This is a genomic window from Nonomuraea sp. WAC 01424, from assembly GCF_003947315.1.
Classification (GTDB): Bacteria; Actinomycetota; Actinomycetes; order Streptosporangiales; family Streptosporangiaceae; genus Nonomuraea; species Nonomuraea spiralis.
In genome coordinates this window covers 28,607-48,479 of record NZ_QHHZ01000016.1, presented here as the reverse complement: position 1 = coordinate 48,479, position 19,873 = coordinate 28,607, and the positions used below count along the sequence as shown (strand labels likewise).

Genomic DNA, 19,873 nt, shown 5'->3' with positions numbered 1-19,873 from the left:
TGAGACGCAGAACGGCCCGCCCGTGGACGGGCGGGCCGTGCGTAACACGGTCAAAACGTGTCAGATGGTGCCGACAACCTCGGAGGCGCCGGGGACGTCGCTGAGTGGGCGCGACGTCGGGCCGATGTAGTTGGCGCTCGGCCGCACCAGCCTTCCCGTGAGCTTCTGCTCCAGGATGTGCGCGGCCCAGCCGGCCGTACGGGCGCAGGTGAACATCGAGGTGAACATGTGCGAGGGCACCTCGGCGAAGTCCAGCACCACGGCCGCCCAGTACTCGACGTTCGTGGCGAGCACCCGGTCGGGCTTGCGGGCGTGCAGTTCCTCAAGGGCGGCCTGCTCCAGCGCCGCCGCGACCTCGTAGCGAGGCGCGTCGAGCTCCTTGGCGGTACGGCGCAGCACCCGGGCACGCGGGTCCTCCGCGCGGTAGACGCGGTGACCGAAGCCCATGAGCCTGTTGCCCTTGTCGAGCTCGCTCTGCACGTACTTCTTCGCGTCGCCGAGCTGCTCCACGCCTTCGATCATGTGGAGCACCCGGGCGGGGGCGCCGCCGTGCAGCGGACCCGACATCGCGCCGACGGCGCCGGAGAGCGCCGCGGCCACGTCGGCGCCGGTGGAGGCGATGACGCGGGCGGTGAACGTGGACGCGTTCATGCCGTGCTCGGCGGCGGAGGTCCAGTAAGCGTCGATGGCCTTGACGTGCTTGGGATCAGGCTCACCGCGCCAGCGGACCATGAAGCGTTCGACGATGGTCTTCGCCTCGTCGACCCGGCTCTGCGGCACCATAGGCAGGCCGAGGCCGCGCGCGGACTGCGCGACGAAGGAGAGGGCCATCACTGAGGCGCGCGCGAGCTGGTCGCGAGCCTCCTCGTCACTGATGTCGAGCAGGGGCTTGAAGCCATAGGCCGGAGCCAGCATGGCCAGCGCGCTCTGCACGTCTACACGGATGTCACCGGAGTGGACAGGGATGGGGTACGGCTCCGCCGGGGGCAGGCCCGGCTGGAACTTGTTGTCGACCAGCAGGCCCCAAACGTGCCCGAACGGGACACGGCCGACCAGCTCCTCGATGTCGACGCCCCGGTATCGAAGGGCGCCCCCTTCTTTGTCCGGTTCCGCGATCTCGGTCTCGAAAGCTACGACGCCTTCGAGGCCGGGTTTGAAGTCGGACATGCTCGGCCGCCTCCCTTTCTTGCCATGTAACGGCAATGCCTTGATGTCGAGATACCGGCGGGTCAATTTAACCCCCTCCCAGCTCATGGTCGGTCTCGGGACCCGCCGAAACGCCAAACCCGCTGGTAGGGAGCCTTCTGTGGGATCTGCCACATGAGCGCGCAAGAATACCGTCTCGTGGATGCCACCCCGCGCCCGCCCCTGCTGGCGGGGCTACGCCGAACGTACGAGGGCGAGCCGTTGCTCGAAACCGACCTCGCGTCCGACCCCATCGCGCAGTTCACCGTCTGGTTCCAGGAGGCGCTCGAATCCGGCCTGCCCGAACCCAACGCCATGGTGCTCGCCACGGCCTCCGCCGGAGGCCGCCCGAGCGCCAGGACCGTCCTGCTCAAGGGGTACGACGAACGCGGCTTCGTCTTCTACACCAACTACGAGTCCCGCAAGGGCCGCGACCTGGCCGAGAACGCCCGAGCCTCGCTGCTGTTCCCCTGGCACGCCATCCGCCGCCAGATCCGCATCGAGGGCACGGTCGCGCGCATCTCCCACGAGGAGTCGGCCGAGTACTACGAATCCCGCCCGTACGGCTCCCGCATCGGCGCCTGGGCCTCGCGCCAGTCGGCGGTCGTACGCTCGCGGGAGGAACTGGACGACCGCTACGAGGAACTGGCCGCCCGCTGGCCGGAAGATCCGCCGGTGCCCGACTTCTGGGGAGGCTTCCGGGTCACCCCGGTCGAGGTGGAGTTCTGGCAGGGACAACTTGACCGGATGCACGACAGGCTGCGTTATCGGCGCACCCGACCCGGTTGGGCCTTGGAGAGACTTGCCCCTTAAATTGCCTTAGGTGGCATTCGGGGAGCTGGTCAAACGTCATCTTGTGGACACCCGGCCGCTGGCCGTGCCCGCGTACCGGCGGATCTGGTCCGGCCAGGCCGTCTCCAACGTCGGCGTCGCCGTCACCGTCGTCGCGGTCGGCCAGCAGGTCTACGACCTGACCCACTCCTCGCTCTGGGTCGGCCTGCTCGGCATGGCCAACCTGATCCCGCTGCTGGTCTTCGGGCTCTGGGGCGGGGCCGTCGCCGACGCCGTCGACCGGCGCCGGCTCCTCGTCGCGGGCTCGCTCGTCGCCTGGGCGGCCACCCTGTTCATCCTGGCGCAGGCCCTGCTCGGGCTGGACAACGTGTACCTGATCTTCGTGGCGACCGCGGTCAACGCCACCGGGTTCGCGATCACCGGCCCGACCAGGGGCGCGATCATCCCTCGCCTCCTGGACCCCGAGCTGGTGCCCGCGGCCAACGCGCTCAACTCGCTGGTCTACAGCCTCGGCGCGGTCGCCGGCCCGATGATCGGCGGCGTCCTGCTGGCCTCCGGCGGGGACGCCCCCAACTACGCCGCCGCGTACGCGGTGGACGCCCTGCTGTTCACGGGCGGCCTCTACGCGGCGCTCAGACTGCCCGCCCTGCCCCCGCTGGGCGAGGTGGCCCGTCCAGGTGCCCGGATGGTCTGGGAGGGCCTCAGCTTCATCGCCAGGAGCCCGGTGCTGCTGATGTCGTTCGTCGTGGACATCATCGCGATGGTGTTCGCCATGCCGCGCGCCCTCTTTCCCGAGCTGGCAGCCGACCGGTTCGGCGGCTCGATGACCGCGCTCGGCTGGGCGACCTCCGCCATGGCCATCGGCTCGGTGGCCGGAGCCCTGTTCTCCGGCTGGGTGGGCCGGATCTCGCGGCAGGGCGTGGCGCTCGTACTGGCCATCGCCGGGTGGGGGCTGGCCGTCGCGGCCGCGGGGCTCGTGCACGAGTTGTGGCTGGTCGTGGTGTTCATGGCGGTCGGCGGCGTGGCTGACGTGATCTCCTCGGTGTGGCGGCAGTCGATCCTCCAGCTCTACGCGCCCGACGAGATGCGCGGGCGGATGCAGGGCGTGTTCATGGTGGTCGTGGCGGGCGGGCCGCGGCTCGGCGACCTGCGCGCCGGGGCGACCGCGACCGCGTTCGGGCTGACCGGCGCATGGGTGGGCGGCGGCCTGGCGTGCGCGGTCACCGTGCTGATCGTCGGCCTGTCGGTGGCCGGCTTCCGCAACTACCGCTCCGACACCCGCGCGGCCGCCTTGAGGTCGGAGACGAACCCCGCGTAGGCCGCGTCCCTGTCGGGCGCGCGCAGCACGGCCGAGGGATGGATCGTGGCCACCGCGAGCGCGTCGCCGAGCGGCACCGGCTCGCCCCTGTGCCGCGTCAGCCGGAACTCCCGCCCCAGCAGCGACCTGGCCGCCGTCGCGCCGAGCACCACGACGACCTCGGGCCGCACCAGCGCCAGCTCGGCGCCGAGCCACGGCCGGCACGCCTCGATCTCGGCGACCGTCGGCTTCTGGTGAATTCGCCTCTTCCCCCGCGGAATGAACGAGAAGTGTTTGACAGCGTTTGTCAAATAAACCGCGTCCCGCTCGATACCCGCCTCCTCCAGCCCCCGATCCAGTACGCGCCCCGCCGGTCCCACGAACGGATGCCCTTCGCGGTCCTCCCGGTCGCCGGGCTGCTCGCCCACCAACATGAATCGGGCCTGCTCCGGCCCCTCGCCGAACACCGTCTGGGTGGCGGCGGCGTAGAGGTCGCAGCCCTCGCAGCGGGCCGCCGCGCTCCGCAGCGAGCCGAGGTCGCGCCGGTCGGGAAGGAACTCGGCCGCACCGTTGTTGCCGTCCTTAACCATCGTCGGTCGTTCTCCCAATAGGGTTCCTGTGACTTCTGTGCCCGGAGCACACGGGCACAGTCCCCGCCGCGACCGGCGTAGCATTTCAGTTGGGAGGAGCCTTGACCGCACACGGCCTGATCGACACGACGGAGATGTATCTCCGCACGATTTACGAGCTCGAAGAGGAGGGCATCGTCCCCCTTCGCGCCCGCATCGCGGAGCGCCTCCAGCAGAGCGGCCCCACCGTGAGCCAGACCGTCGCCCGCATGGAACGCGACGGCCTCGTCCGCGTCGAGGGCGACCGGCATCTGTCGATGACCGACCTGGGCCGTACGCTGGCAACGCGCGTGATGCGCAAGCACCGCCTGGCCGAATGCCTGCTCACCCAGGTCATCGGCCTTCCCTGGGAAGAGGTGCACATCGAGGCGTGCCGGTGGGAGCACGTCATGTCCGAGTCGGTGGAGTCGCGCCTGGTGACGCTGCTCGACAACCCCACGGTCTGCCCCCACGGCAACCCCATCCCCGGGCTGGCCGAGCTGGGGGCGCAGGAGGCGGCCGAGGGCGCGTCCAACGTCCTGACCTCGATGTCGGAGGCCGCCGGGCCGCGGGACATTCCGGTCGTCGTGCGCCGGATCAGCGAACAAGTGCAAAGCGATCCTGCTGTGATGCTTAAACTCAAGCAAGTTGGGATACAACCCGGACGCGAGGTGACGCTCGCGGCGAGCGACGACGGTGTGCGGGTGACAGGTGACGGTGACGCGAACGACACTCCCGCGGAGCTTCCGCGTGACGTTGCCGCGCACGTATTTGTCTCCAAGCGCTGACGCGCGCGCAGCTACTTGGTTGAATCCCTCTTGGGAGGCCCTCCACTCTCCCCTGGCCAAGACTGTTGCAGGAGCGCCCGTGGTCTGCTGTGCGCACAAGCCACCCCAAGGAGTGGTCTCCGGATGAAGCGATGGGGGGATCTGTCACAAGAAACGGCTGATCACCTTGGTGCCGGGTCCGTTTTGGACCATGCCGAAATGGCAGTGGTCGTGACAGACCGCTTCAGCAATCTCCTCTACTGGAATCCCTTCGCCGAGCAGCTGTTCGGCCGTCCCGGCAAGTCGCCGGCGCGTGAGGCGTCCGTCCTGTCCCTCGGGATCATGGACAAGGATCACCCGCAGGCGGTCGAGCTGGCCAAACACGTGCTCAAGGGCGGCGTGTGGGAGGGCACGTTCGACGTCAGGCGCGGCGACGGCACGATCGTCTACGTCCGCGCCCAGGCCGTGCCGCTGCGACACCCGTCGGGCTCGGTCACCGGCATCGTCATCCTGGCCCGCGAGGCCCTGCGCAGCAACGAGCGCGAGAAGGACCGCTTCGGCCTGCTCGAACGCATCGGCGAGCGGCTGGCCGGCTCCCTCTACGTCGAGGAGACGCTCAAGCGGGTGGCCGAGATGCTCGTGCCGCAGTTCGCCGACCACTGCTTCATCGAGCTCATGGAGGGCGACCGGCTGGTCCGCCGGGTCTCGGAGCACGTACAGGGGTGGACCCCGCCGGCGGGCACGTGGAAGCCGGTGGGCGCGGAGATCCGCTACCCCTCCGGCCACTACGCCGACACCGCGCTGCGCCGCCAGGAGACCATCCTCGTCGAGGACTTCTCCACCACCAGCTACCCGATGCCCCACGAGGGCAGCGCCCGCCTGGCCAGCGAGATCGGCATGACCTCGGCCATCGTCGCCCCCCTGCTGGTACGCGGCGAGACGCTGGGCCTAATGTACCTCGGCCTGTCCAACCTGACCGACCGGCGCAGCCCCCACTACGACGCCTTCGACCGCGACTTCGTGGGCGCCATCGCCACCCGCGTGGCCCTCGCGATCGACAACGCGCTGCTGTTCGAGGAGGAGCGTCACACGGCCGAGTCGTTCCAGAAGCACCTGCTGCCGAGGGCGCTGCCCCAGCTCGACGGCCTCGACATCGCGGTGCGCTACTACCCGGCGGCCCCGCTCGCCTCCCACGGCCAGGGCATCCAGACCCAGGTGGGCGGCGACTGGTACGACGTGATCCCGCTGTCGGCCGGCCGGGTCGGCATCGTGATCGGCGACGTCGAGGGCAGGGGTGCCAAGGCCGCGGCCATCATGGGCCAGCTCAGGGCCGCGCTGCGCGCGTTCGCGCAGGACGACAAGTCGCCCGCCGACATCCTGGCCAGGCTCGACGAGTGGACCAGGATCATCGCCACCCCCGAGCAGGACGACAACGGCGCCGACGTCAGCATCCCGCCCATCGTCACCTGCCAGTACCTCGTCTACGACGCCTGGTCCCGCCAGCTCTCCTTCGCCAACGCCGGGCACGCGCCGCCGCTGCTGGTGGTCGACGGCCAGTGCCTGGAGATGGACATCGAGGAGGTCGGCCAGCCGCTCGGCGTACGGGCCAAGGGCCTGCACGCCGACCTGGTCTACAAGGAGGAGACCCGCACGCTCCCGCCGGGCGCGGCGCTGCTGCTCTACACCGACGGCCTGGTCGACCGCCGTCCGGGCCGCGACGGGCGGATGCCGAGCGAGGAGGAGACGCTCGGCGTGTTGTGCGAGAAGCTCGCCAAGATGGCCGACGCCGACGTCGAGCGCATAGCCGACGCCGCCACGGTGGCGGTGCCCGGCGAGATCGACGACGACATGGCGATCCTGGTCGTCCGCTCCAGCGACGTCGACCTCGACGTCGAGGAGCGCACCTTCCCGGCCCAGCCGATCATGGTGGGGGAGGCGCGCCGCATGGCCTCCGAGGCGTTCTCCGGCTGGAACGTCCCTGAGGAGCGGGCCGAGCTGGCCTGTCTGCTCGTCTCCGAGGTCGTCACCAACGTGGTGCTCCACGCCTCCACCGCCAACTCCCCGCGCAGGGAGCTGGTCGTCGAGGGGCCGCCGCTGCCGTTCGAGGACTCCTGGGACATGCCGGGCTTCGAGGAGGAGCCGGTCGGCGACAAGGAGTTCACGCTGAGGCTGCGCCGGGGCGAGGAGTCGGTCTGGGTCGAGGTGTTCGACCAGGACCTGCGCCTGCCCCGCATCCGCAGCGCGGGGGAGAACGACGAGGGCGGGCGCGGCCTCTACCTGGTCGACCAGCTCGCCAAGCGCTGGGGATCGCGTCCCACCAGGGAAGGCAAAGCGGTCTGGTTCGAGATTCCCACCCGGAGCAGGTGAGTGGTTCACTGGGCCGCATGGAGCTGGCCTTCGAACGCCGGGGCACCGGCGAGCCGCTGATCCTCATCCACGGCATCGGACACCACTGGCAGGCATGGTTGCCGGTGATGGACCGCCTGGCCGCCGAGCACACGGTGATCGCGGTTGACCTGCCCGGGTTCGGCGTGTCGCCGAGGCTGCCCGCAGGCATCCCGTACACGGCCGAGTCGCTGGCGGACGCGGTCGAGTCGTTCTGCGCGCTGCTGGGCATCCGCGAGCCGCACGTCGCGGGCAACTCGCTCGGCGGCTACATCGCGCTCGAACTCGCCTCGCGCGGCATGGTCCGTACGGCCACCGCGTTGTCGCCGGCCGGCTTCTGGTCGCGTTCCGAGCTGCTCTACTGCCAGTCGATGCTGAAGGCGCTGCGGGGCTCGGCGCGGGCGATGTCGCCCGAGCAGGCGGCCTGGGCGGCCGAGAGCCCGTTCATGCGCGCGGTGTCCAGCGGGATCCTGGTCGCCCGTCCGGGGCGGCTCGACCCCGCGGGGCTCGTCGCGGCCACCCAGGCGCTGGCGGGGGCGGCCGGCTTCGACGAGACGCTGGAGTCGTTCGGCGGGCTGATGCCGCCCGCGCCGCCGAAGGCGCCGATCACGATCGCGTGGGGCGAGCGCGACCGGCTGCTGCCGGTCCGCCAGGCCGTACGCGCGGCGCGGTGGTCGGGTCAGCGGGTCAAACTGCTCAAGGGGTGCGGGCACGTGCCGATGAGCGACGATCCCGAGCTGGTGGCCCGGGTCGTCCTGGAGGCGAGCCGGCGGGCCTAGCGTTCGGCGTTGGCCGCCATGCGGCGCAGCACGTCGACGGTGGCCAGGTACTCGTGCGGGCTCACGCCCTCGGTGATCCGCCGTCTGAAGCGCATGACGTGCTCGGAGACGGCGGCGTGGGCGGCCCGGCCCTCGTCGGTCAGCCGCCCGTCCGCGAGCCACCCCTTCGACGTCAGGCTCCGTACGGCCTCCTCCACGCCGTCGAAGGGCGCAAGCATGGCGGCGTTCCCGTCGTGGGCCGCGGCGTTCAGCAACTGCCAGTCCCGCCGCGAGGTGCCGTACGCGGCCAGGGCCTGGCCCATGGCGTCCTCCAGCAGGTTGTCGAGATGCTTCACCCAATATCCGATAGGTCCGTCCATGCATGTATAATAACAACTATATGTATGAAGACAAGGAAATTGCCGCGATCGAGCGGGCGATGGTCGCCATCAGGCGCAGGCAGAGCAGGCGGGCGCTGGCCCGGCAGCAGGGCGCGACGGGCCCCGAGTACGAGGTGCTCGACGTGATCGAGGGCGCCGGCGGGCAGGTCACCGTGTCGGCGGTGGCCGAGGCGTTGAGCGTCGACCAGCCGCGGGCCAGCCGGCTCGTGGCGGCCGCAGTGACGGCGGGCCTGGTGCGACGCGAGGCCGACCAGGCCGACGGCCGGCGGGCGTGGCTGGTGCTGACCGAAGACGGCGTCGCGGCGCTCGCGCAGGCCCGGCAGGCCAGGCAGGCGGCCTTCGCGACAGCGACGGCCGGCTGGTCGGCGGCCGAGCGGGCCGAGTTCGCGCGGCTGCTGACCAGGTTCGTGCAGGAGATGCCGGGATGAGCCGGTGGCTGGGGCGTCAGCGCATCGTCTGACCCCAGACGAGCAGCATGGCGATGACGAACACGATCATCACGCCCGCGTAGCCGACCGGGCCGAGCCGGAACGCCCTGCGCACGCGATTGAGCAACCAGGCGAACAACAACGCCAGGAAAACGAGCAGGATCAGGCCGCCGTCCATGCTGACAGTATGCGGCGCGGCCCGGCCGGGCGCGCGGCTCGCGTCAGAAATCGAAGGACCGGCCGATGATCTCCTTCATGATCTCGGTGGTGCCGCCGTAGATCGTCTGTACGCGGCCGTCCAGCCACGCCTTCGCGACCGGGTACTCCATCATGTAGCCGTAGCCGCCGTGGAGCTGGAGGCAGCGGTCGATGACCTTGTTCTGCAGCTCGGTGGTCCACCATTTGGCCTTGGCCGCGTCCACGACGGTGAGCTGCCGCGCGTTGAGTGCCAGGATGCACTTGTCCACGTAGTGGCGGGCGATCTCGGTCTCGGTGGCCAGCTCCGCCAGGACGAACCGGGTGTTCTGGAACGAACCGAGGTTGCGGCCGAACGCCTGGCGGGTCCTGCAGTACTCGATGGTCTGCTCCAGCACCGTCTCCGCCGCGGCCACGGCCGCCACGGCGATCGACAGGCGTTCCTGGGGCAGGTTGTTCATGAGCTGGTAGAAGCCCTCGCCCTCGTTCGGGCCGAGGCGGTTGGCCGCGGGCACGCGGACGTTCTCGAAGAACAGCTCGGCCGTGTCCTGGGCCTTCATGCCGACCTTGTCCAGGTTCCGGCCGCGGTTGAAGCCTTCCATGCCGCGTTCGACCACGATGAGCGTCGTGCCTCTGGCGCCCGCGTCGGGGTCGGTCTTGGCCACCACGACCACGAGATCGGCGTTGATGCCGTTGGTGATGAACGTCTTCTGGCCGTTGACGACGTAGTGGTCGCCCTCGCGTACGGCGGTGGTCCGGACGCCCTGGAGGTCGCTGCCGGCGCCGGGCTCGGTCATCGCGATGGCGGTGATGATCTCGCCGCTCGCGAAGCCGGGCAGCCAGCGCTGCTTCTGCTCCTCGTCGGTGAGCTCCACGACGTACGGGGCCATGACGTCGTTGTGCAGGGAGAATCCCAGGCCGGAGGCGCCGCTCCTGGTGATCTCCTCGACGATCACCGCGTTGTAGCGGAAGTCGGTGATGCCGGCGCCGCCGTACTCCTCGGGGACGCCGAAGCCGAACATGCCGAGCTCGCCGGCCTTCTTCCAGACCTCGCGGGGGACGATGCCGTCCTTCTCCCACTGGCCGTGATGCGGCACGACCTCGCGGGCCATGAACTCGCGCACGGTTTCCCGGAAGAGCAGGTGCTCCTCGTCGAAGAGGTCTCGCTGCATCGTTCGCCTCCAAGCAGGTGTCGTGCACGACAGAATACGATTCTGTTACCCGGAGGTATACCCGCATTCCCGGTGGAGGAGGCGGCGGGGGACACGGCTTCATCACAAGTGCTGGAAGTTGAGGGTTTCCGCCTGCGTTGCGGGTGTTTTCGACTCTAAGATCTACCCTCGGTCTATTTGTGATGATCGGAGTGTCCCGTGAGTCGGTGGCGCAAGTCCTTGCTCGCCGCGTCGATCGCATCGGTGGCGGCCATCGGGGTGGTGGCATTGCCTGCTGTCCCGGCCTCGGCGGCGCCGGCCGACCTGGACGTGCAGTACGAATGCGTACCGTCCGGGACGGACAGCATCGTCAGGCACGGGCCGGTACGCCTGAGCACCCATCTCACCTTCGCCACCGACCTGGTGGTCGGCGACCCGCTCAACTTCACCTGGAAGCTGGACTACGCCGACGACGGACGGCTCCAGTCGCCCGGCTACTTCGCCCCGGGCGCCAACGTGCACGCCACCGGCAACGTCGAGCTGACCAGCAGCTGGCAGGGCATCCTGCAGCCGAAGGGCTCCGTCGAGCAGGCGGGCAAGCTGCGCCCGGACGACTACCTGTCGCTGCCCGAGTCGCTGAACGACCCCGGCCTGATCGACAAGGTCGGGACCATCACGGTCAGGCCGAAGGACATCGACCTCGACTTCACCCCGCCGGACGGCACGGTCGTGGCCAACGACGGCAACGAGACCGACAACCCGACCGACATGAAGATCAACTACGGTCCGGGCTGGACCTCGATCGACGACCGTCCCAGCTCCGAGAACCACGTGCACAACGACCTGCACGAGACCAACGACCTCGGCGCCTGGGCCGAGCTGAGCTTCACGGGCACGGGCGTGGAGTACATCGGGCCGCACGACAAGGACGCCGGTCCCGTCGACGTCTACATCGACGGCACCAAGCGGGCCACGGTGGACCCCTCGCGCTCCGACGACGACCTGCCCGTCAACGACGACCTCGACGGCGGCTACACGCTCTGGAAGTCGCCGGAGCTCAAGTACGGCAAGCACACGATCAGGATCGTGAACGCCACGTCCAAGCCGGCCTGGCTGGACGCGTTCAAGGTGTCCACGAACACCTCCAAGATCCCGACCGGGTACCACGGCGCGAAGTGCAAGCTGGTCGGCGGGCCGGTCTCGGTGACGGTGACCGTACGGGACAAGTCGGGACCGACGAACACCCCGACCAACACGCCTACCAATACGCCGACGAACACCCCGACCAACACGCCGACGAACACCCCCACCAACACGGGCACGTCCACGGCGACCAGCACCCCCACGCGGAACCACAACCGCCCCACCCCGTCCAGCGGGCTCGGGCACGTGATCGTCGTGCCGGCGGTCACCGGGACGAGCACCAGCACGAGCACGCCCACCGCGACCGGCCCGACGGCGACCACGTACGCCAGGGCGCAGGTGGCCAAGGTGCCCAAGGGCGGGGTAGACACCGGTGAGGCGCCCGATGCGCCGGACCGGCCGTACGGGCTGATGGCCAGTGGGGTGATGCTGCTCATGGGCAGTGCGGGCGGCGGGCTCGCTCTGCGCCGGCGCAGGGCCGCGCACGCGGGAGGAACGAAGTGATGGCCGAGCAGAAGACTCCGATGCAGCGGGCGACGCCCGGGTTGCTGATCGCCGGCTCGCTGGCCGGCGTCGGCGCGATCATGGTGGGCCTGCTCTCCGTGGCCCCCAAGGTGGACGACGGCTCCGGCACGCTGGCCGCCGCCGACCAGCCGACGACCGTGCAGATCGAGAACGCCGGCGCGTTCGTGCTGCCCGCGACCGTCGGGCCGGGCGGCAAGGGCGCGACGCTGACCCCGGCCCGGCCGGACGCGCCCGCGCCGCTGGCCGCCGCGCCGCCCGTGCCGCCGATCCCCAAGGCCAAGACCAAGGCCGCCAAGGCCAAGGCCAAGCCGAGCCGGATCAAGATCCCCAAGATCAAGGTGAACGCCCCCATCGGCGCGGTCACCGTGGACATCAAGGGCAACCTGGGCACCCCGCCGCTCACCCGGCCGAACCAGACCGGCTGGTACCGCTTCTCGCCGGTGCCGGGCGAGCTCGGGCCCGCGGTCATCAACGGCCACGTGAGCACCCGCAAGGGCCCGGCCGTCTTCGACCGCCTGCGCGAGCTGGCGAAGGGCGACCAGATCTACGTCTACCGGTCGGACGGGAAGGTCACCCGGTTCACGGTGAGCGGGATCGAGCAGGTCAGCAAGTCGTCGTTCCCGACGTCCCGGGTGTACGGCAACACCAAGGACTCCCAGCTCAGGCTCATCACGTGTGGCGGCGTCTTCAACAAGGAGGCGCACAGTTACACCGACAACATCGTGGTGTACGCGACGTTGTCGAAGAAGAAGGGCTGATGGGGTTTCTGAGGCGGATTTTGCGTTTTACGGGAAGTTGACAGGGACAGTTCGTAGGATCTACACCGAACCGTGACCATTGGCTGGAATTCTGGCACGACTGTTGACACTGCGCTGAAACGGAGATGGACCCGTGCTTACGTCCCAGGCGTGGCGCCGCCTCGCCCAGAAGACATCCGCCTTGGGATTGACAGGCACGCTCGCCGTCTTCGCCGGCTCGATGGTCGGTCTGGCCGCGCCCGCGCATGCGGCGATGGTGGATCCCCTCAAGATCACCTACAACTGCACGGGCGGCGCTCTGCAGAACGGCCCGGTGATCGTGACGATCACGCCTCCGGCGTCGGTGGAACCGGCCAAGTCGACGACGATCGAGTGGACGTTCCCGGCGATCCAGGTGAACAGGGCTCTGACCGCCGGTGAGACCGTCACCACCAGCGGCGGCGACCTCACGGTGACCGGGGGGACGCCCACCCCGCTCAAGGGCACCGGCACGGGAACCACCACGGTGGTCTCGGCCAACACGACGTACACGCCTCCGAAGATGTCGGCGTCCGTCAGCGTCACCGCGACGACGGGCGGCAACCTCGTCCTGACGCCGCTCGCGACGGCGACCGGGACGACGCCGCTGCTGAGCATCAAGATCGGGCAGGACACGACGACCTGCACCTACGGGTCGACCGCCCCCGCCAGCATCTCGATCCCGGTCCAGACCGGCGGAGGCGGTGGTACCGGGACCGACGTGGTCTCCTACAACTGCAAGCTGCCCAGCGGGACAGACTCCCTGTACCCCGCCACTGTCGACATCAAAGTCGCGATGACGACGCCCACCAATGCCAAGGCCAATGAGGATGCCTCCATCACCTGGACAGGCATCATCGAGAATACGAACGACCCGCTCACCGCGCCCACTGGGTTCCCCGTGAGCAGCAAGCTCTTCGTCACCATCAAGGCGACCGGCGGAGGCACGCCCGCCACTGCCACCGGCGAGATGGCCCTCACCGGCGCCGTAGCCGGTCAGGACATCACGACGCTTCCCAGCGTCACCATCAAGATCAAGCCCACGGTCGCGGGCAATGTGCAACTGACGGCGGGGGATCTGGCTCTAGGCACCTCCTCGAGTGCCCCTGCGATCAAGTGCGAGGCGCCTACGACCGGGCTCAAGACCTTCAGCTTCACCGTGGCGGCCGGTACGGGGACGAGCCCGTCGCCCACGCCGACGCCGACGCCGACCCCCACTCCCACGCCCACCCCCAAGCCGACCAAGACCAGCACCGCCACCGTGACCGTCACCCCGCCCAACAAGTCCAAGACTCCCAAGGCGGGCGCTGACACCGGTCTGGGAGGTGACGCGGGGCCCGACGGGCGGCTGTTCATCCTCACCGGTACGGCCCTGATCGCGGCCGCCGCGGCGGGTGGGCTGGTGCTGCGCCGGCGTACCGCGACCAAGGGCTGAGCGGCGTGGCCGGGCAGTATCCCTACGGCGGGCCGCCACCGGCGGACAAGGGGAGCACCGCGCTCAGGACCGTCCTGATCGGCGCGGCCATCGCCGGGGTCGTGACGGTCGTGGCAGGCATGCTGATCGTGCTCCAGTCGCCCGAGGAGTACGGCATGGACAGGGACGCCCTGCCCGTGGCGGTCCAGACGCAGGCGTCGGGGCAGCCGCAGCAGGCGTTGTTCCAGGCCCCGCCCGACCAGCCGCCGCCGCTGCCGCAGATCACGCCGGCGCCGGCGATGTTGCCTTCGACGCCTGTGCGGATCCTGGTCAAGCGGCTCGGGATCAACGCGCCGATCAAGTCCGTGGGACTGGCCAAGGACGGGACGATCGAGGTGCCGCCGTCCGACAATCCCAACCTGGCCGGGTGGTACCGCAACATGTCCACCCCGGGCGAGGCGGGCCCCGCGGTGCTGCTCGGGCACAAGGACACCCGGACGCGCAGCGCCGTGTTCAGCCGCCTCGGCGAGCTCAAGAACGGCGACACCATCGAGGTCAGGCGCCAGGACAAGACGACCGCCGTGTTCACGGTCGGCGGCGTGGAGCAGGCCAGCAAAAAGACGTTCCCGACCGAGCGCGTCTACGGAAGCCGGGAGAACGCCCAGCTCCACCTCATCACCTGCGGTGGGACCTATGACCGCACCATCGGGCACTACAACGACAACATCATCGTCTACGCGACGATGACGAGCTCCTATCGAAGCTGATTTTCCGGAGGCGGGCATGGGCTGGATGGCGAAGCGGAGACTGCGTACTGGCCCGACGGCGGCATTGCCCGCCAAACCGGAGGCCGCCGAGCTGTTGCGGATCGTCCGGCTGGCCGATCCCGACGCCCGGCGGGAGGGCGACGACATCGTGGCGACCGACGTGCGGGTGTACGCGCCGGTCGAGGCCGAGGCCGAGCTGACCGGCGGGGTGCTGGAGAAGGCGTGGGCCTGCCGGGTCACCGCCGAGGGCCCGCTGCCGTTCGACTTCTTCGACCGCTACCTGGCCGAGGGGCTGGCCTTCCGGCTCAAGGGGCTCGCGGTGTGCCGGGGCGAGGTGAGCGATCCCGCCGACGACGAGGAGGGCGGTCCCGCCGTCATCCTCCCGGTACGCCCGTCCGCCGAGGACCTGGCGCCCCTGCTGGAGCCGGGGGAGGACGAGTTCACGTACACGTCGGGCGACATCCGGGCCGCGCTGGTCCCGCAGAAGGGGCAGCCGCCGGCGGTGCGGGAGCTGCTGCCGTTCGCCACCGAGCTGACCGCGATCGAACTGCGCGGGGACGAGCCCGTCAAGCTGGGAACGCTGGCGCTGGAGCTGGCAGAATCGCTGAACGGCCTGGTCGTGGACCGGTGGCGGTTCGGGGTGGACGCCGCGCAGGAGCTTCTGCCGCCCGAGTGACGAGCCGCAGAACGTCATTCTGTTGTAGTCTCTTCCCAATAACCGAATAATGCTCGGTTTCCAGGAGGCACTGTGGCAGAGGCGTACATCGTCGGAGCGGTCCGTACCCCGGTCGGCAAGAAGAAGGGCGGGCTTTCCACCGTCCATCCCACCGACCTGGCCGCCCACACGCTGAAGGCGCTCATCGGCCGTACCGGCGTCGACCCGGTGGCGGTCGAGGACGTCATCATGGGCTGCGTCATGCAGTTCGGCCCCCAGAGCATGGACATCGCGCGGAACGCCTGGCTGTCGGCGGGCCTGCCCGAGACGACGGCCGGTGTCACGATCGACCGGCAGTGCGGCTCGTCCCAGCAGTCCATCCACTTCGCCGCCCAGGGCGTGTTGTCGGGCACCCAGGACCTGGTCGTGGCCGCGGGTGTGGAGTCGATGAGCATCGTCCCGATGGGCGCGTCGATCACCGCCGCGCTGGAGAAGGGCATGCCGTTCCCGTTCGGTGACATGTGGGTCGAGCGCTACGGCAAGCAGGAGATCTCGCAGTTCCGCGGCGCGGAGCTGATGTGCGAGAAGTGGGATCTCCAGCGTGACGTGCTGGAGCAGTTCGCCTACGAGTCCCACCAGCGGGCCGCCAAGGCCGTCGCCAACGGCTACTTCAAGGACCAGATCGCCCCGGTCAACGGCGTCGAGGACGACGAGGGCCCGCGCCCCGACACGACGCTGGAGAAGATGGCCGGCCTCAAGACCCTGAAGGAGGGCGGCCGGATCACCGCGGCCACCTCCTCGCAGATCTCCGACGGCTCCGGCGCCGTGCTGATCGCCTCCGAGCAGGCCGTACGCGACCACGGGCTGACCCCGCGGGCCCGTATCCACCAGCTCGCGCTCATGGGCGACGACCCGGTCTACATGCTGACCGCGCCGATCCCGGCGACGCGGCGGGCGCTGAAGAAGGCCGGGATGTCGATCGACGAGATCGACGTCGTGGAGATCAACGAGGCGTTCGCCCCGGTGCCGCTGGCCTGGATCAAGGAGCTGGACGCCGACCCGGCCAAGGTCAACCCCAACGGCGGCGCCATCGCGCTCGGCCACCCGCTGGGCGGCACGGGAGCGATCCTGATGACCAAGCTCCTGCACGAGCTGGAGCGCACCGGCGGCCGCTACGGCCTCCAGACGATGTGCGAGGGCGGCGGCCAGGCCAACGTCACCATCATCGAGCGGCTCTAGGAGCCTCTAGGAGCCGGAAAGGGTGAGCGCCGCCTCCCGGGCGTAAGAGGGGAGGCGGCGCTCACTAACTACCATCCCGGTAGTTGTCTAGCGGCCCTTGGGCGGGATGATCCGCCGGGGCGACACGACCGGCCGCTGCGGCATCTTGGGCAGTTGCCGGGGTGGTACGGGCGTGGTCTTCTTGGCTGAGCGAACTCGCATGCGAAGCTCCTTTACACAAGCTCAGGACGCGGCTTCCGAAGGGCCGGGCGTCGACGAGCACAGCGCTGCCGCGTCTGTCGGACGATGGGCTGAAGTGGCTGCTGTCACAGGTAAAGGCGCATGTGCATCAAGCTACGGCCTGCCCTCGATGCTGGGCAACCGAATTAATCCGCCGTCGCGAGCTGCCGTTCGAACCCCGACACCATGGCCCCCAGGCCCGCCTCGAACCACTGGTCGTAGAAGCGCAGGGCGTCCTGGTCGTGGGTCTCGGCGGTGGAGCCGACCTGGGCCAGGGTGTGGCCGAGCACGTAGACGGCCACGGACTGCACCGCGTTGACGGTGTCTGTGGCGGGCACCCCGGCCGCCTCGAAGCGGGCGAGGAGGCCGGTGAGCAGTTCGGTGCCCAGTCGTACGTCGACGGGGTGGGTGGCCAGCAGCGGGACGGCGAGCGGGTGGGCGAGCAGGAAGCGGCGGTAGGCCGTGGCGAACCCGGCCAGCGCGCGCGGCCAGTCGGCCTGCGGTGTGTAGCCGGCCATGGCCTCGGCGAACAGGTGGTCGACGACCTTGGCCACGAGCGCGTCCCGGTTGGGCACGTGGCGGTAGAGCGACATGGCCGCGACCCCGAGGTCGGCGCCCAGGCGGCGCATGGTCAGCGCGTCGGGCCCCTCGGCGTCGAGGATGCCGACGGCCGCGGCCACGATGCGCTCGACGGTGAGCACGGGAGGCCGCCCGGCCCGCCTGGGTGCCTGAGTCATGCGGTCAGCGTAACGACGATCGTGGCCGCCAGCATGAGCAGGGACAGCACCCCCACCACCATGTGCTGGACGTCGATGACCACGCCGTGGCCCGCGGTCGGCAGGACCTTCCAGGTACGGCTGTACTCGCGCAGGTAGAGCTCGCGCTGCTCGGGGGTGGCGGGACCGAAGTAGGGCAGCCACCAGCTCCGGACGTGCCCGGCGACGACCAGGACGCACAGGGCGGTCGCGGCCACGAGCGACCACGTCCGGTGCACCGCGACGCCGCCCGCGATCAGCAGCGGGAACGGGTAGTTGATCGCGGCGGCCAGGAGGCGGCCCTTGGCGTTCCCGCTGTGGAGATCGTTGAGCGGGAACAGCGGCACCCAGTCGACGACGGCGAGCCAGGCGAGCCAGACGAGCGGAACGGTGATCGCGACGGTGGTCATGCGCCTCTCCTCGAATTTGTGTACCTTGTAAGCTTACACAGTACACAAATTCGGGTGACTGCAGTCAAGAGCCCGGCGAGCGCCGCGACCAGCAGGGTGATCGACAGTGGCGCGGCGAAGTAGGTGAGCTGGTCCCACGTCACGGCCCGGCCGTTCATCAGGAAGGAGACCCAATTCGGATAGAACACGAACAGCAGGGCGGGCAGCAGCACCGGCGTCACGCGCAACGCGATCCGCCACCACGGCCGTCCCGAACGCCTGGATGCCCACCGCCGGGCACGCAGCACGCCCATCACTCCGAGGCCCGCCGCCGCCAGCGCGATCAGGCCCAGCACCAGCTCGTAGAGCTGCCGGTCGCCGCCCGGGACCTCCGGCGTCCGGCCTTCGCTCATCGCGACCAGGCCCCGCATGATGTCGTAGGTGGGCTCGTAGAGCGCGGCGCCGTTCGTGACGACGGCGAAGCCGTAACCGGTCTTCGGGGACAGGGCCTCGACGGCGTTGTAGGTGAACAGGTTGCCCGAGTGCACGAGCAGGCCGGACTCGCGTTCCAGGCCCCAGCCCATGCCGTAGTCGTTGGAGCCGACCGGTGCGTGCATGGTCTCCAGGCTGCGCGGCTTGACCAGGGTAGGGCCGCCGCCGTTCTGGGCGATCAGCCATTTGCCCAGGTCGGCGGCCGAGGTGATGACCCCGCCCGAGCCGCTGCTGTCCAGGAATCCGGACGCCTCCGGCCGGGGCAGCCACATGCCGTAGACCGAGACGTATCCGTCCGCGGGCCTGACGGTCTGGGCGCTCAGGGCGCTGGTCGTCATGCCGAGCGGGCCGAAGACGCGCTCCTTCATGTAGACCTCGAAGGGCTTGCCGCTCGCGGTCTCGACCAGCCTGGCGGCCAGGTTGTAGTTGACGTTGCAGTACGCGTACCGGGTGCCCGGGTCGGCGGCCAGCCGGCCGGTGGCCAGCCGGGCGGTGTAGTCGGCGAGGGAGGTGGCCGACTGCACCGCGCCCATGTCGAGCGAGGAGTCGGCCAGGCCGGAGGTCTGGTTCAGCAATTGGCGGACGGTGATCGCGGCGTGGCGCGGGTCGGCCATCCTGAAGCCGGGAAGCTGCCGGGCAACCGGCTCGTCCAGCGCGATCTTGCCCTGCTCGACCAGGGTCATGACGGCCATCGCGGTGAACGACTTGCTCACCGAGGCCACCCGCATCGGCGTGGTCGCGGTGATCGCGCGTCCTTCGGAGTCGTGGCCGTACCCGGCGGCGTGCACGACCTTGTCGCCCTTGGTCACCACGACGGACAGACCGGGCACGCCGGTCGCCTCCAGCGCCGCGCGCAGGTAGGCGTCGACAGATGCGGGGGTCGGTCCGGTCGGGGTCGTGGCGAGGGCCGGGGCCGGGGTGAGGGTCAGTGCCGTGGCCAGGCCCGCAAGGGCGATCTTCAAGCTCATGACGGCAAACCTACGGAGACCGGCCCCACCGCCGGATCTGCCGACCGTCCAGAACCGCCCCTGACGAAAGTCAGGTGTCCGACGGGGACGGCAGGCGTTCCGGCACGGCGTCGTGCACCTGCTGGAAGATCACCGAGGTGCGGAAGCCGACGATCTCCTTGCGCTTGCTGAGCCGGTCGAGCAGGAAGGAGTGGAGGTGGTCGAGGTCCTGGACGGCAACGTGCAGCGGGAAGTCGTCACCACCGGCCAGTACGAACACGCTCAGCACCTCGGGCAGCTCGGCGGCCGACTGCTTGAAGGCGTTGATCACGGCCCGGCTGAGCGGGCGGACCTGGACCGAGACCATCGCCTGCGTGCCGCGGTTGAGCGCGGCGGGGTCGATGTCGGCGTGGTAGCCGCGGATGACGCCGCGCCGGGTGAGCGCCCTGACCCGTTCCAGGCAGGTCGAGGGGGCGATGCCGAGCCGGCGGGCCAGCTCCCGGTTGGACTGCCGCGCGTCCGTCTGGAGAAGGCGGACGATCGCCGCGTCAAGCTCGTCCATGGTACGGACCTCCTGCTCTTGGC

Annotated in this window: 21 protein-coding genes; 12 read left to right on the top strand and 9 right to left on the bottom strand. The window is 69.8% G+C overall.

Features of this window, described 5'->3' with window-relative positions; all coding sequences use genetic code 11:
- Positions 1-60: 60 nt before the first annotated feature.
- Positions 61-1,167, bottom strand: coding sequence for a citrate synthase 2 (locus DMB42_RS37225; protein ID WP_125643023.1), 1,107 nt, complete (start codon positions 1,165-1,167; stop codon positions 61-63).
- Positions 1,168-1,320: 153 nt separating this feature from the next.
- Here DMB42_RS37225 and pdxH point away from each other — a divergent pair, with 153 nt between their 5' ends.
- Together pdxH and DMB42_RS37215 are read left to right on the top strand one after the other, a co-directional pair.
- Entirely contained in the window at positions 1,321-1,998 is a 678-nt protein-coding gene (pdxH, locus tag DMB42_RS37220; RefSeq protein WP_125643020.1) for a pyridoxamine 5'-phosphate oxidase, read from the top strand.
- A gap of 10 nt (positions 1,999-2,008) precedes the next feature.
- Positions 2,009-3,295, top strand: a complete 1,287-nt coding sequence (locus DMB42_RS37215; RefSeq protein ID WP_260478172.1) for an MFS transporter — start codon at positions 2,009-2,011, stop codon at positions 3,293-3,295.
- Here DMB42_RS37215 and DMB42_RS37210 read toward each other — a convergent pair.
- A complete protein-coding gene (locus tag DMB42_RS37210) occupies positions 3,241-3,864 on the bottom strand; it encodes a UdgX family uracil-DNA binding protein (RefSeq protein WP_125643018.1) in 624 nt (207 codons plus the stop codon). The genes DMB42_RS37215 and DMB42_RS37210 overlap by 55 nt on opposite strands.
- Positions 3,865-3,965: 101 nt before the next feature.
- On the opposite strand from DMB42_RS37210, the gene DMB42_RS37205 reads away from it, so the two are divergent.
- From DMB42_RS37205 to DMB42_RS37195, 3 genes are all read left to right on the top strand, one after another.
- Positions 3,966-4,670: a metal-dependent transcriptional regulator gene (locus DMB42_RS37205; protein ID WP_125643015.1), complete on the top strand. Its 705-nt coding sequence runs from the start codon at positions 3,966-3,968 to the stop codon at positions 4,668-4,670.
- A 123-nt stretch (positions 4,671-4,793) separates the two neighbouring features.
- On the top strand, positions 4,794-7,016 hold the full coding sequence (locus DMB42_RS37200) for a SpoIIE family protein phosphatase (protein ID WP_125643012.1): 2,223 nt from the start codon (positions 4,794-4,796) through the stop codon (positions 7,014-7,016).
- A complete protein-coding gene (locus DMB42_RS37195; RefSeq protein WP_308427354.1) occupies positions 7,013-7,813 on the top strand; it encodes an alpha/beta fold hydrolase in 801 nt (266 codons plus the stop codon). Before DMB42_RS37200 ends, DMB42_RS37195 begins: the two co-directional genes overlap by 4 nt.
- Here DMB42_RS37195 and DMB42_RS37190 read toward each other — a convergent pair.
- On the bottom strand, positions 7,810-8,172 hold the full coding sequence (locus DMB42_RS37190; protein ID WP_125643009.1) for a MarR family winged helix-turn-helix transcriptional regulator: 363 nt from the start codon (positions 8,170-8,172) through the stop codon (positions 7,810-7,812). The genes DMB42_RS37195 and DMB42_RS37190 overlap by 4 nt on opposite strands.
- Before the next feature lie 20 nt (positions 8,173-8,192).
- On the opposite strand from DMB42_RS37190, the gene DMB42_RS37185 reads away from it, so the two are divergent.
- Positions 8,193-8,621, top strand: coding sequence for a MarR family winged helix-turn-helix transcriptional regulator (locus DMB42_RS37185; RefSeq protein ID WP_125643006.1), 429 nt, complete (start codon positions 8,193-8,195; stop codon positions 8,619-8,621).
- Positions 8,622-8,637: 16 nt separating this feature from the next.
- Here the strand turns inward: DMB42_RS37185 and DMB42_RS53650 are convergent, their stop codons facing one another.
- Entirely contained in the window at positions 8,638-8,799 is a 162-nt protein-coding gene (locus DMB42_RS53650) for a hypothetical protein (protein ID WP_185845058.1), read from the bottom strand.
- Positions 8,800-8,842: 43 nt separating this feature from the next.
- On the bottom strand, positions 8,843-9,988 hold the full coding sequence (locus tag DMB42_RS37180) for an acyl-CoA dehydrogenase family protein (protein WP_125643003.1): 1,146 nt from the start codon (positions 9,986-9,988) through the stop codon (positions 8,843-8,845).
- A 198-nt stretch (positions 9,989-10,186) separates the two neighbouring features.
- Here DMB42_RS37180 and DMB42_RS37175 point away from each other — a divergent pair, with 198 nt between their 5' ends.
- The 6 genes from DMB42_RS37175 to DMB42_RS37155 all read left to right on the top strand — a co-directional run bounded on the left by DMB42_RS37175 (position 10,187) and on the right by DMB42_RS37155 (position 16,486).
- Entirely contained in the window at positions 10,187-11,614 is a 1,428-nt protein-coding gene (locus DMB42_RS37175; protein WP_125643000.1) for a hypothetical protein, read from the top strand.
- On the top strand, positions 11,614-12,393 hold the full coding sequence (locus tag DMB42_RS37170) for a class F sortase (RefSeq protein WP_125642997.1): 780 nt from the start codon (positions 11,614-11,616) through the stop codon (positions 12,391-12,393). Before DMB42_RS37175 ends, DMB42_RS37170 begins: the two co-directional genes overlap by 1 nt.
- A 181-nt stretch (positions 12,394-12,574) precedes the next feature.
- Positions 12,575-13,846 carry a hypothetical protein gene (locus DMB42_RS53645; RefSeq protein WP_185845057.1) on the top strand — a complete coding sequence of 424 codons (1,272 nt, stop codon included), beginning with the start codon at positions 12,575-12,577 and terminating at the stop codon, positions 13,844-13,846.
- A 5-nt stretch (positions 13,847-13,851) separates the two neighbouring features.
- Positions 13,852-14,592 carry a class F sortase gene (locus DMB42_RS37165; RefSeq protein ID WP_125642994.1) on the top strand — a complete coding sequence of 247 codons (741 nt, stop codon included), beginning with the start codon at positions 13,852-13,854 and terminating at the stop codon, positions 14,590-14,592.
- A gap of 25 nt (positions 14,593-14,617) precedes the next feature.
- A complete protein-coding gene (locus DMB42_RS37160; RefSeq protein ID WP_125642991.1) occupies positions 14,618-15,268 on the top strand; it encodes a hypothetical protein in 651 nt (216 codons plus the stop codon).
- A 72-nt stretch (positions 15,269-15,340) separates the two neighbouring features.
- Entirely contained in the window at positions 15,341-16,486 is a 1,146-nt protein-coding gene (locus DMB42_RS37155) for an acetyl-CoA C-acetyltransferase (RefSeq protein ID WP_125642988.1), read from the top strand.
- Between the two features lie 365 nt (positions 16,487-16,851).
- Here the strand turns inward: DMB42_RS37155 and DMB42_RS56125 are convergent, their stop codons facing one another.
- From DMB42_RS56125 to DMB42_RS37135, 4 genes are all read right to left on the bottom strand, one after another.
- The gene (locus tag DMB42_RS56125) at positions 16,852-17,442 is read right to left on the bottom strand and encodes a TetR/AcrR family transcriptional regulator (RefSeq protein ID WP_125642985.1); all 591 of its coding nucleotides are present in this window, start codon (positions 17,440-17,442) and stop codon (positions 16,852-16,854) included.
- A complete protein-coding gene (locus DMB42_RS37145) occupies positions 17,439-17,870 on the bottom strand; it encodes a hypothetical protein (protein ID WP_125642982.1) in 432 nt (143 codons plus the stop codon). Before DMB42_RS37145 ends, DMB42_RS56125 begins: the two co-directional genes overlap by 4 nt.
- Complete coding sequence (locus DMB42_RS37140; protein WP_125642980.1) at positions 17,867-19,309, bottom strand: serine hydrolase; 1,443 nt, start codon at positions 19,307-19,309, stop codon at positions 17,867-17,869. Before DMB42_RS37140 ends, DMB42_RS37145 begins: the two co-directional genes overlap by 4 nt.
- A 70-nt stretch (positions 19,310-19,379) precedes the next feature.
- Entirely contained in the window at positions 19,380-19,850 is a 471-nt protein-coding gene (locus DMB42_RS37135; protein ID WP_125642978.1) for an Lrp/AsnC family transcriptional regulator, read from the bottom strand.
- Positions 19,851-19,873 lie beyond the last annotated feature (23 nt).

Excerpts from the sequence above, each read along its gene's own strand:
- DMB42_RS37225 (WP_125643023.1), bottom strand. The coding sequence starts at position 1,167 with ATGTCCGACTTCAAACCCGGCCTCGAAGGCGTCGTAGCTTTCGAGACC.
- pdxH (WP_125643020.1), top strand. The coding sequence starts at position 1,321 with ATGAGCGCGCAAGAATACCGTCTCGTGGATGCCACCCCGCGCCCGCCC.
- DMB42_RS37210 (WP_125643018.1), bottom strand. The coding sequence starts at position 3,864 with ATGGTTAAGGACGGCAACAACGGTGCGGCCGAGTTCCTTCCCGACCGG.
- DMB42_RS37200 (WP_125643012.1), top strand. The coding sequence starts at position 4,794 with ATGAAGCGATGGGGGGATCTGTCACAAGAAACGGCTGATCACCTTGGT.
- DMB42_RS37190 (WP_125643009.1), bottom strand. The coding sequence starts at position 8,172 with ATGGACGGACCTATCGGATATTGGGTGAAGCATCTCGACAACCTGCTG.
- DMB42_RS37185 (WP_125643006.1), top strand. The coding sequence starts at position 8,193 with ATGTATGAAGACAAGGAAATTGCCGCGATCGAGCGGGCGATGGTCGCC.
- DMB42_RS53650 (WP_185845058.1), bottom strand. The coding sequence starts at position 8,799 with ATGGACGGCGGCCTGATCCTGCTCGTTTTCCTGGCGTTGTTGTTCGCC.
- DMB42_RS37180 (WP_125643003.1), bottom strand. The coding sequence starts at position 9,988 with ATGCAGCGAGACCTCTTCGACGAGGAGCACCTGCTCTTCCGGGAAACC.
- DMB42_RS37170 (WP_125642997.1), top strand. The coding sequence starts at position 11,614 with ATGGCCGAGCAGAAGACTCCGATGCAGCGGGCGACGCCCGGGTTGCTG.
- DMB42_RS37160 (WP_125642991.1), top strand. The coding sequence starts at position 14,618 with ATGGCGAAGCGGAGACTGCGTACTGGCCCGACGGCGGCATTGCCCGCC.
- DMB42_RS56125 (WP_125642985.1), bottom strand. The coding sequence starts at position 17,442 with ATGACTCAGGCACCCAGGCGGGCCGGGCGGCCTCCCGTGCTCACCGTC.
- DMB42_RS37145 (WP_125642982.1), bottom strand. The coding sequence starts at position 17,870 with ATGACCACCGTCGCGATCACCGTTCCGCTCGTCTGGCTCGCCTGGCTC.
- DMB42_RS37140 (WP_125642980.1), bottom strand. The coding sequence starts at position 19,309 with ATGAGCTTGAAGATCGCCCTTGCGGGCCTGGCCACGGCACTGACCCTC.
- DMB42_RS37135 (WP_125642978.1), bottom strand. The coding sequence starts at position 19,850 with ATGGACGAGCTTGACGCGGCGATCGTCCGCCTTCTCCAGACGGACGCG.